Annotated in this window: 7 protein-coding genes; 2 read left to right on the plus strand and 5 right to left on the minus strand. The window is 68.1% G+C overall.

The genetic code is table 11. The features are described 5' to 3' along the window. Positions 1-188: 188 nt before the first annotated feature. On the plus strand, positions 189-1631 hold the full coding sequence (locus ACQP12_RS14920) for a hypothetical protein (protein WP_433288416.1): 1443 nt from the start codon (positions 189-191) through the stop codon (positions 1629-1631). Between the two features lie 93 nt (positions 1632-1724). Here ACQP12_RS14920 and ACQP12_RS14925 read toward each other — a convergent pair whose 3' ends face one another. From ACQP12_RS14925 to ACQP12_RS14945, 5 genes are all read right to left on the minus strand, one after another. After that, positions 1725-2108, minus strand: coding sequence for a hypothetical protein (locus ACQP12_RS14925; RefSeq protein WP_433288418.1), 384 nt, complete (start codon positions 2106-2108; stop codon positions 1725-1727). Next, positions 2105-2638, minus strand: coding sequence for a hypothetical protein (locus ACQP12_RS14930; RefSeq protein WP_433288420.1), 534 nt, complete (start codon positions 2636-2638; stop codon positions 2105-2107). Before ACQP12_RS14930 ends, ACQP12_RS14925 begins: the two co-directional genes overlap by 4 nt. A gap of 116 nt (positions 2639-2754) precedes the next feature. After that, positions 2755-5931 (minus strand): AAA domain-containing protein, encoded by a 3177-nt coding sequence (locus ACQP12_RS14935; RefSeq protein WP_433288422.1) that lies wholly within the window; start codon positions 5929-5931, stop codon positions 2755-2757. A 238-nt stretch (positions 5932-6169) separates the two neighbouring features. Further along, a complete protein-coding gene (locus ACQP12_RS14940) occupies positions 6170-8320 on the minus strand; it encodes a DEAD/DEAH box helicase (RefSeq protein ID WP_433288424.1) in 2151 nt (716 codons plus the stop codon). 881 nt (positions 8321-9201) lie between these two features. Next, positions 9202-12879 (minus strand): helix-turn-helix domain-containing protein, encoded by a 3678-nt coding sequence (locus ACQP12_RS14945; protein WP_433288426.1) that lies wholly within the window; start codon positions 12877-12879, stop codon positions 9202-9204. Between the two features lie 152 nt (positions 12880-13031). On the opposite strand from ACQP12_RS14945, the gene ACQP12_RS14950 reads away from it, so the two are divergent. Further along, complete coding sequence (locus tag ACQP12_RS14950) at positions 13032-13988, plus strand: polyprenyl synthetase family protein (protein WP_433288428.1); 957 nt, start codon at positions 13032-13034, stop codon at positions 13986-13988. The last annotated feature ends 626 nt before the right edge of the window (positions 13989-14614 follow it).

Raw genomic sequence — 14614 nt, forward strand, 5'->3', positions numbered from 1 at the left:
CTGGGGCCCGCTCGGCCGGCACGGCCGACATCCACGCGAAATTACCCGCGAGCTGATGTCCAGCCTGAACCGGCGCAGATAACGGTCCCGCCCCCCGATCGGCGGTGACCGGGGCCAGGACCGGACCCACCACGACCTCCGATGGCCAGCTTCGCCCGGGCCCGGTCGAGGGGACTAGCCTCGCCGTCATGAGCAGATCACTGGAGCCCCGCCCGGTCGGCACTGTCGCGACCGGATCGCCCGAGACTGCCCTTGCAGGGCTGCAGTCCTTCGAGGCCATGATCCTCGACCGTCTCGCTGCGGCCGGCCTTCCGACCGAAGGCATCCTGGTCGATCTCGGCCAGCGGGACGTGTTGATGCGGACAGCCCCTTTCGCGCTCACCGACCTGACTCCCGAGAAGCTGAGCCAGTCCAGCTACATCTCTAAGATGATCATTGCTGGGTCCGTCGGCCTGTTCGACGCGGCTCTGAACTACCTCTGGGACGAAACTGTCCTGGAGCTTCGCAAGCGCGTCGTGAACTTCGACTTGCAGTACTTCTACGAGGTCGCCGAGAAGTCCGACAAGAGGCGCCAAGAGCTCAAGACCGAGGACGACCTGCCCAAGCTCGACGACCAGAAGCTTCTCACTGGTTGCCGTGAGATCGGTCTGATCAGCGAGATCGGCTTCCAGGAGTTGGAGCTCATCCGCTACATGCGGAACTGGGCCAGCGCGGCCCACCCCAATCAGGCCGAGTTGAACGGCCTCCAGTTGGCCAGCTGGCTGAGCGGCTGCATCCGGCACGTCATCACGCTGCCCTACGACCACGTCACCGCCCAGGTGAAAAAGCTTCTGGTCAAGGTCAAGGAGCAGCGGCTGGACGACAGCACGATCAGGGAGATCACCGCCTTCTTCGTGAACCTCCCGGCCGCCCAGGCCGACCCGCTCGCCTCCGGTCTCTTCGGCCGTTACACCGATCTGACCACCACACAGGACACTTTGGACAACATCCTGCGGCTCTGGCCTGCGCTCTGGAACCGGACCTCCGACGAGATCCGCTACAACTTCGGGTTCCGGCTCGGCCGGTTCCGCGCCAACGGTGACCAGGCCGAGGCGACCCTCGCCCGGCAGCTGATCGACCTCGCCGATGGCGCCGCCTACCTGACGGTTGAGGAACGGTCCTGGGAGATCGACAGCACCCTCGACGAGCTTCGCGACACGCACTACGCCTGGCACAACTTCTACAACGAGCCGCCGGTCGCCCGTCGGCTCCGTGAGGTCGTCGGCCAGAACAGCGCCATCCCGGCCAGTCTGAACCGGAAATACGTCCTCGACCTCGTCGAGGTCTTCCTGACCAACGGCTACGGCGTTGCGGTCAGCGCCGACCCGATCTATCAGGAGCTGATCGAGAAGTTCACCCCCGAGCAGGCGTCACTGGCGCTGAGGTCGTTCACGGACCCCGACGTCGTCGCCAAGCTGCACCGTCCGCTCTCCCAGCAGAAGTGGGCCCAGCTCCTTCAGATCATCGGGCACAAGCTCACCGGCCGGAACGAGCGCGAGCTGTTCGACGCCGTTCAGGCCTTTAGCGGCGAGCCCTTCCAGCTGGCCAAGGACACTGGAATCAAGCTCCAGCTCCAGCGATTCCCGAACTAGAAGCCCAGGGGGCCCTGGTCGCGGTCGGCGCCACGGTCCGTGCGTCGACGGTCGTGTGTCCCGTGCGTCGCGGATGCAGGGCTCCGGAATCCATCATGGCGTGCCGCCGCGTCGTCTTACGGCGCCGTCGGGCGGCACGGCGAACCCGCCGGCGGCCAGCGCGGCGAGCAACTCCTGGTAGCGGTTGTCCCCTGCAGTCCGCTGCTGCCTGGCGGTGGCAGCCAGGTCGCGGTAGCGCTGCTGGGCGAGTTCGGCCCGGCGGGTGAGGTCGGCGTGCTGGCGCTCGGCCTCTACGTGTGCGGCGGCGAGGTCGGCCTGGAGGGCGTTGGCGCGTCGTTGGGCTTGCTCGACGCCGCCGGCGAGTACCTCGGCCCGGGTCTGCAGCGCGGTGCGGTCCGCGATGGCGGCGCGCAGCTCGGTCTGGGTGCGACCGATCTCCGCCCGGGCGTCGGCGAGGTCGACGGCCGCCGTGCTCATGTGTTCGTGGTGCTCGGCGTGCTGGCGGGCTTGGACGCGGCCGGCCTCGGCCGGCTCCGCGGTGAGGACGGTGACCTGGTCGCCCAATTGGGCGGTCTCGAGCTCGGCAGTGGCGCGCGGCGCTGCTCCTCGGTGACAAGGGCCCGAGCGCGTTCCTCGGCGACGGCCTGCGCGTGGCTGCGGGCGTTTTCGGCCGCGAGCGCCCGGGTGACGGCGGCGTCGGCCTCGCGGCGGGCCCCCTTGCGGTCGGCGACGGCTGCCTTCGCGCTCTCGATCGCGCGGTCGACGAGAGCCTGCTCGCGCAACGCCATGGTGCGGGCGGTGCGCTGCTCGGCCTCGCGGGTGGCGCGATCGGCGGGTAGTTGGGCCTGATCAGCCTGCTCGGCGCGGGCGATCGCAACCTGTTCGATCTGCGCCAGCGCGCCGATCTGCGAGGTAGTGCGGTCAGGTTGACCGCCATACCGGCGGCGAGGCCGGCCAAGTCGACGACCAGGGCGAGCAGACTGAGCCTTGTCAGCTGGGCAGGACAACGGATCGGCATCGATGTGCCAGCGGAGGTCGCCACAGAGGTGAGCGTGGTGGCGGTGCGGGCCGCTGCGACGGCATGCAGGCCCTGAAAGAGGCCGTCTACAGGACTCGTCTCCCGTCAGCGCAAGCTCCGGCTGATCGCCGTGCCGCCGCGTATCGGCTCGCTCGGACTTGTACTCCAGCCGCAGGTAGCAGCCCGTGTGGTGGTGGGGTTGGCGATACGGGCGTAGCACCGCCAACGCCAACCTTCTTTTGGGCGGTGCAACGCGATCGTGGTGGTACTGCCGCAACGCTCGCAAACGGGTGGTGGCTGACGGAACTGAGCCGCATGTTCGTGCTCGAGCATCTTGCGTGCGAAGTGGGTGCCTTCCATCACGAGCATGACCTCACGACTTTGGCGCTGTGAGAGTACGTTGAGGCTTCCGAGGAGCACAACTCGCTCGTCGATGACGACGATCTTCTGGTGCATCTTGTACATCTCGACGATGATCGGTCCGGCTGCGCGGAGTGTCGCAAGGTTCTGCTGCGCGTTGGCGGTGCCCTGCAGGTGGTCTCGCGCGTCTCGGACGAAGATGATGACCTGGACGCCCCGTGCGATGGCGTCTGCGAGAACTGGTGCGACGGACTTGGTGCGATTTGTGGTCCAGGTGGCCCACATCCAGATGGAGTGGCGTGCCGAGTTGAGATGCTCGATGAGGTTCTCGTAGAACTGCTTCTCGTCCTGAATGTCGGCAACGCGGACGTGTTGGGCCAGGATGTCTGCCAGGTCGCTCCCGAACTCTCCGAGAGCCGGGCGGTCGGGCTCTGCCACCGATGGTGCGGTGATCAGCCGCTCTGCGGGTACTGTGCGAATTTGGTTACCCAGCAGCAGTGCGAGATGGGCGAGCGCGGTGTCTGGTGGTGCTTCCTCGATGCGGTGGCGACTGCCGATGAGGTAGAGCCGGTTCTTTGTACGGGTGACCGCGACGTTGAACAACTTGAGGCCTTCGCGGGCGAAGCCGCCGCGGGAAATACTGGCTTGAGCAATCCATCGGGGCCTACCGTCGTCCTCGACTAGGTCGAGCACCACGATGTCGAACTCTCGTCCTTGGAAGCGGTGAGCGGTGCCGACCTCGGTGGGCTCGGTGCTGGCCTCTTCCCAGTCGCGTAGCGCTTCAAGAGTGGCCTCGGCTTGTGGGTTGTATGGGGTGATGACGCCGACGGTCTCCCCGCGGGAGCGGTGGTAGTCGGCCAGGGCCCTGCTGATGAGGGCGCCCGCCGGCCACCAGCCTTTCGTAGGGCCGGTTGCGCGAACGGTGGCGAGGTCTCCGAGCCTGTCGGTGTCGATCAAGACGATCTCCGGGTCGTCGCTGTCCCGTTTCGGGATGGCGGGTGCGGCGCGCAGCAGGCCGTCGTACGCGATGGCATTGGCCACGTGCATGACGTCGTGTCCGAAGCGGTGTTGCTCGTCGAGCACGGTGCAGCCGGCGTGTGCGGTGGCGTCGGCGGCAACGGTGATGCCGCACATGCCGAACACGTCGTCGCACAGCCACCGCTGCACGTCGGGACGTTTGCTGTCGGTGATGGGCTTCGGCAGGACGGGGCCGAGTTGCATGAAGTCACCGAGGAGCACCGCGGTGGTTGTGGCGCGGGACACCGCCAGCAGCGTTTCCGGGATGGTGGCGGCACCGACTTCGTCGATGAGTACGACATCGTAGGGCCCGTCGAGGAGGACGTCAGCGGTACGCAGTCGCGCGAGGGTGGTAGCAATCAGACGCGCCTGGCGTATCAGGGTGGCTTCCGCATTCCGGCGGAGACGGTCGTATTCGTCGTGGGCCTTAGCGTGCTCCTTCTCAAGGCGGGACCGGGCGGACGCTTCGGCAGCGACGCGACGGCGCAGCGACTGCAGACGCTCGTACTGGGCTGGCAGGTGGTGACGATCGGCCTGCTCGACAAGGGCCACCTGTGCTGGTGTAGCGCGCGGTGCCGCCTCGGCCGCCAGCAACCGCTGCTGAGCCGTCTCCTGATCGGCGATCGCCGCAGACAGGTGAGCGCTCGACGCTTCGCGAGCTCTTTGCGCCTCGGCCAGAGCGTGGTCACGGGCGGCGATCTGCTCGCGGGTATACCGAGCTCTGACCTGCAGCGCAGCCACCTGAGGCTGGCTGGATCGGTGGAACCGGTTGAGGAGAGACTCGTTGTGTTGCACCTGTTCCTCAAGCGCGGTCAGCATCTCCTGCTGCTGGTGAAGGAGCCCACGGAGGCGCTGCAGCTGGCGCCTGCCTCGGGTCCGCGCCAGTAGTCCGCCACCCTGAACAGCAGCCAGCTCCGCCTCGGTGCGCTTGCGCTCGCCTCTAGCGACGAGCAGCCGCATCGCAACTTGGTCAGCCTCCTGCTGAGCCAGTGCGGCCTGTCGCCGAATGTCGTCCACAGCATCCAGAGCAGCTCGTGAGTCCGAGGCCTCCGCGACCGCGGCTTGCGCCTCGCGTACTGCGGTCTCGGCGCGCGCCAGCGCGTGGCGACATGCGACGACGTTCTTCCCGACATCCGCCAGCTGTTGCGCCAATCGAGGGACGTTTCGGTCCCCGTCAATCGCCGCCTGGGCGCTTGCATGCTCATCCGGGTTGTAGTCGGCGACGAGCTTTTCAACAACGCGTAGCTCGTTGACCGTCTGCTTGAGCGCCAGCAGTTGGTTCTGCACCTCCAGCCGCCGTTGCTCGGCCTCGGCCAGCGCGGCCTTGACGAGATGGGCGAGCGACACGTCGGGGTCGGTGGCGATCTCGCGCAGATGAGGCGGCCCGACGCGGATCAGTTGTCCGGGACGGTGCCGGCGATGCCTAATCACTCCGGCGAGGGCGTTGTCGACGGCGATGTTGGTAGCCGACACCAGTAAGACACGTTTCCCGCTAGCGATCAGGGAGCTGATCGCCTCGCTGAGCACCCTCGTCTTACCTGTGCCCGGAGGCCCCCACACCAGGCGCACACCCGGACGCAGACAGGATGTGTACGCCTCGCACTGCGCCACGGTGAAGCCGGCGACACGCTCCAGCGGCTGAGGCGCGGCCGAGAGACGGCCGGCGGCGAGGTCTCCGGCCAGACCCTCCGGCTCTACGGTGGCCAAGACCTCGCGGAGCCGATCTAGCAGGTACGCGGGAGACTGACGCAGCTGCCACAGATTGGCGTCAGCGAGGTCCACGAACTCGGCCACCCTGACCCGGAGCTGCTGCCCCTCCTGCATCACCTCAATCGGCCGATACCCTCCCTGAACTCCCCTCGGCGGGGTCGGGCCGGCCACCCGCAGCGCATCAAGCTGGTCCATGTCGGCACGTGACCCGCGAAGGTCAACGCGGTACCAACCCGCCTCCGCCGTGGGATGCGCGCGTCCCACTCGCCCCCACGTCGGCCTGCTCGTACCACCCGCGACCGACCTCCACACGTCGACCACCGAGCAGACGTCCTCGCGCCACCCCGACACGATCACCTCCAATTGCTCGCCAGGCCAGCTGAGGGGATCCACCGTCAGCTCTGGGAGCATGTGCTACGCCGCCATCGCGCCGTCAGCTAACTGGCCGCTTGTCGAGCCCGAGCCGCTGCCGCTCGACCATCATGATCCGTTGCTCAAGCGGTATCGCCTCATCGGTGAGCAGGCCGTGGTCGACGTAGCGGCCGTCAATCGCCGACGGGTCCGCTCTCTTCGCGACGCTGTCATGGGCGTATGCGCGGATCAGCGCCGTCTTACGTCCGAGAATCTCCAACAGCCGCTGATCGACGGTGTTCCTGGCGAGCAGGCGGTGCACCCGCACCCCGCGGGTCTGCCCCATCCGGTAGCACCGTCGGATGGCCTGCTCTTCGGCCGCCGGAGTGAGCTGCGGCTCGGTGAGCACGACCACCGACGCCGCCGGGAGGTTCAAGCCCACCCCTCCAACGGTGATCTGGCTGATCAAAACGGCATGGCCGTCGAGCGCACTGAACTCGTCAACGACCTGTTGCCTGGCAGCGGGAGCAACGGCACCGGTGAGCAAGAAAGTCGGCGCATCCTGCAGACTCGCGCGTACGCGGTCCAGTACCTCCAGGAAGTAGGAGAAGACCACGACCTTCCACCGGTTGTCCGCGGCCTCTTGCACCACTTCGCGTAGCCGCTCCACCTTCGCCGGCACCGCTGACTCGTTCGTCACCACGGCGGCACGACGCATGCTGGCGAACTTTCGGTCTTGGACCGCCTGCCGGTAGGCACGCGTTTCTGCTCGCCCCATCTCGACCCAGTCTTCGACCTCGATCAGGTCCGGAAGCTCGGTGAGGACGTCCTTCTGGTTGCGGCGGAGGTAAACATCGGCGACCTTGCGGCGGAAGTTGTCGGCGCCGGCCAATCCATCGGTGACGCTGATCGTGGCCGCCACCGCTGGATTGAGATATCGGATCAAGTTCCGGAACTCCTCGACCCGATTCAGCATTGGCGTACCGGTCAGGAGGACCGCTCGCGGAGCTTGAGCGAGATAAGCGGCGACGGCCTGAGACCGCTGAGCCTTCGGGTTCTTGATCTGCTGAGCCTCGTCGACGATGACGAGTCCTGGCCGGAGGTCACCGGGTAGGGAAAGCCGACTCAGTGTCTCGAAGGTCGTGACCGCCACACCTCCGTTGGCGTGCCACTGCCGAACCGCTTCGTCGCGCTCCGGACCATGGAGGCGGTGAGCGGTCAGCGTGCTGCGGAGGGCTACCTCCCCGAGCCAGTTGACGACGACGCTGGCCGGGCAGACGACGAGAAAGTGGCGTTCTCCGGCGGCGGTGAGATGGGCACAGACGGCGATGGCCTCGATGGTCTTGCCCAGTCCCATCTCGTCCCCGAGGATGCACCGCCGTTGCAGGAGCGCGTACCGCGCGCCGAAGGCCTGATAGCCGCGCAGCGTCACACGCAGCTTTCCCAGGTCCAGGCCGATCTGCCCGGCTCGGTTCTGTAAAGCCTGTGGCAGGTGTCCGTGGGCCGCCGCGCCGTCTGCCGTCCTTCCGCTGACCCGTTCCAGCAGTGTGGTGTAGACCGCTGCGTGTCGGGTGAAGTCCGCCCATAACTCCTCGTGGCCGCTCGCACGTATCTGTGCGGTCCAGCGCTCCCACTCGGCGAGAAGCAGCGCTGCGGCGTTCGCCTGCCGACTGCCCAGTAGGCGCTGGACATCCGCGACTGCGGACCACGCCGCCGCCTTGTTGGTCGCCCGAGCGAACGCCAGCCGCCCCCAGCGGGTTGCTGGCTTCGCTTTATGCAGCGCACCGGCGAGATCGTCCGCGAGAGAGCCGACGCGGGCGGCACTGTCGGCGTGGAGCCGTGCGATTTCGCGAAGCAACCAAAGACTGCGTAGCAGGGGGTCCAAAGCTGGATTTTTGCGGTCGACGGTCAAGCGGACAGTCACGTCCTGCTCGACAAGACGCTGCATCGTGTGCGCCGCCTCCGCCACCGCCGCCGCGCTGTGACTCCCCACTCCTTGCAGCCGTACAAGATCGTTGTGCGATGCTCCCAGCACATCCAGGACTGTGCGATAGCCCGCTCTCTCCAGAGTTGGAATACTGCGCACGCCTTGGCGCACCGACCGCAACTCTTGGACGGGCATATTCCGCAGCCGCTCAAGCACGGCGGCACGATGCGCTCGGCGATACAGCTCCGTCGACTGATGCTCGGCAGCCGTGCGAGCTGAGCCGAGCAGGGTCAGCTGCTCGATCAACAGATGCCCACGGCGCCAGGCGTCACGGGCTACCGCTCGACCAATGGATGCCCCTGCCGCGTCTCGGGGCTCTGGTCCTGCCGCTCCCCGTTGGCCCAAGCTGCCATCCCTTCTAGCGACCGGAATAGTCAGACTCCGCCTCGCCGACACCTGAAGCAACGAGGGCGCGATGTCGGATGGCTGATAGACAAGCTCCACCCCGAAGGCGGAGCGCTCGATCTGCTGCGCCACCGTAAGGCCTCGGATCGGCCGCACGCCGGACAGGTCGCGGCGGGCGCGGTCCTCCTCGACGGCCAGTGACAGTGCCCGCGAGCTTTGCTGCGCAGACCGGTAGACCAGTCAGTCGGCGAACCGATAGAGCGGCCGATGATGGAGTTGCAACGCTGACGGCGTGGATGGTGAACTTTCCACCACCGTGGTGACAGTGCCTCGGCAGCATTCAAAACCGGTCCGACTTCCGACGCGAACTCAGACTTGTGCCGGGAACGTGCGGGCAGGACGGTTCGAGATGTGGCCAGCCGTTGGGGTGCCTCAACACCACGCGCGGGTGGTTACTTCGCGGGGTCCGACGTGTCTCCGGTCAAAGTCTGGCGACCTGTTACCCAGGATTCTTGAGGCCTATGGCGTCACCGAGTGTGTCGTAATCGAGCAATCGATTCAGGTGATGACGAGGGCATGTCGCGCTCCGGCCTGCGGCCTCGAGCACCTCGACGCCTTATCGCGGCCTGGCGAGCCGTCCTTTGTGTGGCCGGTGGATGGTGAAGTCATCGACTTACTCGTCGGTCACGGTCATGGTCACGGTCAAGGCGTGGCGCTTGTTGTGTTGTAGATCGGTAATCCTCGGTGTTCTCCATTGCGTCGTGAGGACGCCGCGCACCCTTTCAGCACGGGGGTTGGTACGGCAGCGAGGGCACATACCGAGCCCATTCGCTTGGAGTGAGACGATCACCGGTCACCTTGCACACCTCGTCCGAGCCGGCCGCCATGTCGGTGTTCCACAGCCATACGGTCGCTGTCCGACCCGCGGCGGCCAGAGTGTGGCCGTCCCGGGCGAAGGCGATTGTGTAGAGCGCCTTCTCCGCAACGACCAGGGTTGCGGTCACCGATGGATCGAAGGGGTCGCTGGTGTTCCAGAGCCATACCGTGCCGTCGGTGACGGCGCCGGCCAGGGTACGGCCGTCGGGGGCGAACGACAGCGCGTACACGTAGTTGGCCGGTCCTTCGAGAACCGGGCCGACGCGACGGGGATGGACCGGGTCCGTCACGTCGTAAAGGCGGGCGGTGTGGTCGCCGCTGCCCATTGCCAGCAGGTGGCCGTCCGGGCTGAACGCCAGCGCCAGCACGTAGTGGTCGGGGCCGCGCAGCGGCGAGCCGAGCGGCACCGGGCGGTCGGGGTCGCGGACGTCGATCAACTGGGCGGTCTTGTCGACGCTGCCGGCGGCCAGGACCGACCCGTCGGGACTGAACCGCACGGCGTAGACGTATGACTTGAAGGTCGCCGCCGTGTTCCGCAGGGCGGGCCGGGCCGGGTCCGCCACGTTCCACAGCTTGACCAGGTTGTCGTCGCTGCCGGTGGCCAGAGTCCGGCCGTCCGGGCTGAACGCCAGCGACTCGATGAGCAGGCCGTGTGCCGGTATGGGCGTGCCGTACGGTCTCGGCCGTCGCGGGTCGCCGACGTCATACAACTGGACGGTCCCGTCTCGGTGGCCGACCGCCAGCACGCGGCCATCGGGGCTGTACCCCAGGGCCCCAGCGGCACCGCGCGCCGGCAGCGGAGCACCCAGCCGCTCGTAAGTACGCGGGTCGAAGAAGGTCACGTCGCCGCCGGCCACCGCGAGGACCGCGCCGTCCGGCCTGAAAGCCACGCCGTTGATGACGTCGGGCAGGCCCCGAAGAACCCGGCCGGGGAGCCGCCACAGCCGCACCACGCCGTCGGCCGCGCTCGTAAGGACCCGCTCTCCGGTAAACGTGACGGCGGTCACCGGCCCGGGGTGGGTGAGCCGGGCGACCACCACCCGCCGGCTCAGGTCCCAGACCTGGGCGGTGCCGTCTGAGCTGGCCACCGCGAGCTGGCGGGAGTCGGTGGAGAAGGCCACCCCGTTGATCCAACTGTCCACGCTGGTCAAAGGAGCGCCAGCGGGGAACAGCGGACCGGCTCCGGTGCGCCGCCAAAGGTAGACCCGCTTGTCGGCGCTTCCGGCGGCGAGGGTGTTGCCGTCCGGGCTGTACGCCACGGCGAACACCTTGCCGGTCGGCCCGGTTAGCGTGGCACGTCGGGGGGTGGGCCGGGCCGGATTGCTGATGTCCCAAAGTCGTACCGACCCGTCCGCCAGCCCTGCCGCGATCTCACCGCCGCCCGGGCGAAACGCGACCGCTTGGACGAAGCCGCCGAGGCCGGTCACCGTGGCGACCGTGCGGAAGCTGCCTACGTCGTAGAGGTGCAGGCTGTTGCCGCCGTCGCCAGCCGCGAGCAGCCGGCCGTCCGGGCTGAATGCCACCGAATAGACCAGGGCGGACGGGCCATCCAGGGTGGCCACGGGGTGCGGAGTGGCCGGATCGGTGATGTCCCACACCCGGATCAGCTTGTCGCCGCTTCCGGCCGCGAGCAGCTTGCCGTCGGGGCTAAACGCCGTACTGTAGACGACGTCGGTGGGTCCGGCCAGGGGAGCGCCGATCGGCCGGGGTTTGCCCTGGTCGGACAAATCCCACAACCGGACGGTTGTGTCGGCGTTTCCGGCTGCCACCAGCTTGCGGCCCGGGTTGTAGCTCACCGACTGCATCACGCCGCGACCGCCGAGCATTCGGGTGGCAGCGACAGTAGCGGATGCGTCGATCAGGCTCGCTCGCGCCTCGGGGGTGTCGCCGATCCGTTTCGCGACCAGGCTTAGCTGCGCGGCCAGCGCCACGTCGGTCTCGCGTACCCGATCGGCCCGGGTCGCCACCAGGCGGGAGATTGCAAGATTGCGCTGGGTCTCTGCCGTGTGCCGCTGCTGCACCGCCACGATGCCGGCCGCCACTGCAACGACCAGCAGAGCGACCAGCGTGACGAGCACCTGGTAGAGGCGGACCGTTCGCTTGCGTTCCCGGCGGGCCCCGGCCTGCACGAACTCGGTGACCAACGGGCCGGCCGTATTTCCGGAGGCCAACCAGTCCCGTGCGGCAGCCAGGCGGGTGCCCTGGTAGAGCGCAGCCGGATCGCGTTGTTCGCGTTTCCAGATTTCGGCGGCTTCCGCGAGCCGGCGGGCCATCACGAGGCTGGCCCGGTCTGCCTCGATCCATTCGCGCAGGCGAGGCCAGGCGTGCAGCAGCGCCTCGTGGCTGAGGCCGATCGTGTCGTGCTCAACGGTGATCAGCCGGCGTTCGATGAATTTGTCCAGCACCGCTGCCTGCGGTGTGCCGACCCTTTCCAGCTCGCCGGTGGGCGCCCGGCGGCGGGTGTCCGGCCCATTGTCGGATACCTGTACCAGGCTGAGGAAGAGGCGCCGGGCGACCTCCTGCTCGTCCGGGTCGAGTTCGTCGTAGAGGTTGTCAGCGGTACGCGAGACTGCGCCGTGGAGGCCGCCGGCGGCCCGATAATCCGCTACGGTTAACCGGCGGCCGTGGCCCAGCTCGTAGGTGGCCAGCAGGACGTGGGATAGCAGTGGCAGCGAGCCGACCTCGTGCACGCCCTCGCCGCTGGCCGGCGCGAGGTCGCGAAGCAGCAGCTCGACGAGGCCGTCCTCGACGTCGATCCGGCTGGCGCGCGCCGGCTCGACGATTGCCCGGCGCAGGCCGTTCGCCGTCATCGGCGGGACGATCACCTGCGCCTTGTCTAGCGCGTCCGCGAGCATGGGTACGCGCAGCGCCGCAGTGTAGAAGTCGGCGCGCAACCCGAGCACCACCCGCACGCCGCGGATTTTGCAGAGCGCGCCGATGAACGCCGCCCGCTCCTGGGGGTCGGTGCAGAGCGTGAAGACCTCCTCGAACTGGTCAACGATCAGGACTCCGGCCTCCGGTAGGACGAGTCCTTGCATCGGGTGCGGGCCGGGCGCGAGCAACCGGACCGCCTCGCCGTCTCTCTGCATGCCGGCCACCACGCCGGCCCGCAGCAGCGAGCTCTTTCCCGCTCCAGACGCGCCGACCACGATCAGCGGCGACGGACCGTCGGGCTGCCGCAGGCACTGAAGCACGGACGCGGTGAGATCTTCCCGGCCGAAGAACCGGTCGGCGTCCTCCGGCTGAAAGCTCGCCAGCCCTTGGTAGGGCACGGGGGTGGTGGCGGGCCGTGGTCCCGGCGCCCGGCGGATCCGGTTCAGCGTTGCCACCCACGCCGTCACCTCGTCGGGGTCGGTCACTCCGCACGCGCTGAGCAGTCGGGGCATCACGTCCGCCGGCTTGAGTGGCGGCAGATGCCGACCGCCGAAATAGCCGCCGACCGTGCTGACGGGCAGCTTGCTGAGCTTGGCGACGTCCCGGACGGTGCGCCCGCTGCGCTCGCGCAGCGCGGTCAGCGCGGCGGCGAACTCTTCCTTGGTGTTGATCGCTTCTAGTGCCCGCGGAAGCAGGGGATCGACCAGCATGCCGCCTCCGTCCGTGTGATTACCCAGCGTGTCGGCGAGTGTACGAACTTGTACGGGCAACCGAATCCCTCTGGCGACTGCAACCCCTGACCCGATTCTCTATGGACATGGAGCTTTACCGCACTCTCATACCGTCCTGAGAGGAATCTGGCATGGACTTTGTTGATGCCCGGCTCTCCGAAGCGCTGGAGAGCTGCCTTGGTGAGATCGCCCGGAAGTCTGGGCCGGCGCTGACAGCGGTGTTGACCCCTGTGTTGCAGCGGCGCGGCAAGCGGATGCGGCCCGGGCTGCTGCTGGCGCTCGCCGGCGACCGGGCGGGCCCAGCGGCGATCAAGTGCGCCGCCGGGGTGGAACTGCTGCACCAGAGCTCGCTCATCCACGACGACCTGATGGATCGGGCATCGCTGCGCGGCGAAACACCCACAGTGCACGCCGTGCACGGGTCCGCGATGGCCGTGGTTGCGGGCGACTTTCTAGTCGCCGCTGGGGTGGAAGCGCTGGCGTCGGTGGATGGACGCCACGCGACGGCGGGGCTGCGGGCGTATATCGACATGTGCCGCGGTCAGGCGCTGGAGACCGCGAGCCGGTACCGGCTCCTCGAGGTGGACGAACACCTCGGCGTCATCGCCGGCAAGACTGGAGCGCTAATTCGCGTCGCGTGCACGATCGGTGCGCGGCTGGCGGGTCTGGATCCTGCCCGAGTCGCCCGGGCCAGCCGGTTCGGGCTCGCCCTCGGTCTTCTTTACCAGGTCGTGGACGACCTGCTCGACCTGTGCGCCACCCCCGCGCAAGCCGGCAAGCCAGTTGGTCAGGATCTCGCCAACGGCGTCTATACATTGCCGGTGTTGCTCGCCGCCCGCCGGCATGGTCGTGCCTTCAACGAGCAGCTCGGCCGGGGTCCGGCCGGGCTCGCCGCGGCTCGCGAGATGGCCATCCACGCGGACGTCCTTGCCGAAGCCGTCCGGTACGCGCGACGGTACGCTATGACGGCCGAGCGCAGCGCCGGTGCGCTGCCGCCCGGTCCGGTGCGGGACTGGTTGGCGGAACTGCCGGGCCGACTCCTCGACCGGGCGACGGCCGGGCCGGTGGCCGCGCAGGCGGCGCGGTGATACGCGGCTGGCCTTCGCGGTCTGCGGCCGCAACGGGAGCCCTGAGGCGGGCGCGGGCCAACGCGGGCTGTACCGTGACCGCGGTCGACATGACGGCACAACCCATGATCGGCGCCGCTGCGCTGGCTCCGCGCTGACGTCGTGGAGTATTAAGGGCGCGCACCTGGTGGCGGCGTGGCGTCGCCTGGCCGGACTGCCGATCCCCGCCGGATCAGGTCAGCACAGTCAGCTCTGCTCGCTGGCCGCCAAGTCGTCCGGCTGGGGCTCGACCAGCCCGCCGAGGACCAGCACTCCGGGCCGACGTTGGAAAGCGCGAGCTGCAGCTCGGCTACATCCGGCTCGTGGGTAGTCTGACGCAGCGACCGAACCTGGTGCGTGCAAAGACGGGCGCGCTGGTGGTTCCCGGGTCAATGCACCGCCGCGGTCAATGACCGGGCAGCCGATTACCTGATTCGGCGGGTGGCAGGGCTACCGCTGCCGTAGAAAGCAGCGCGGTGCATACGGGCGAAGCGGATCACCGGCCACGTATGCCTGTCCCAACGCCTCCGGCACTCGTCGCGGAACTCTGGCCGGGGACAGGGCCTCCTCCGAGGAGGGATCCGCGGAGGAGGACGCCCCACCGTCGG

Origin of the sequence: Micromonospora sp. CA-244673, assembly GCF_050948395.1 — a bacterium.
Classification (GTDB): Bacteria; Actinomycetota; Actinomycetes; order Mycobacteriales; family Micromonosporaceae; genus Micromonospora.

Coding starts and splice junctions, on each gene's coding strand:
- ACQP12_RS14945 (WP_433288426.1), bottom strand. CDS start 12,879: ATGCTGGTCGATCCCCTGCTTCCGCGGGCACTAGAAGCGATCAACACC.
- ACQP12_RS14920 (WP_433288416.1), top strand. CDS start 189: ATGAGCAGATCACTGGAGCCCCGCCCGGTCGGCACTGTCGCGACCGGA.
- ACQP12_RS14925 (WP_433288418.1), bottom strand. CDS start 2,108: ATGAGCACGGCGGCCGTCGACCTCGCCGACGCCCGGGCGGAGATCGGT.
- ACQP12_RS14935 (WP_433288422.1), bottom strand. CDS start 5,931: ATGGACCAGCTTGATGCGCTGCGGGTGGCCGGCCCGACCCCGCCGAGG.
- ACQP12_RS14950 (WP_433288428.1), top strand. CDS start 13,032: ATGGACTTTGTTGATGCCCGGCTCTCCGAAGCGCTGGAGAGCTGCCTT.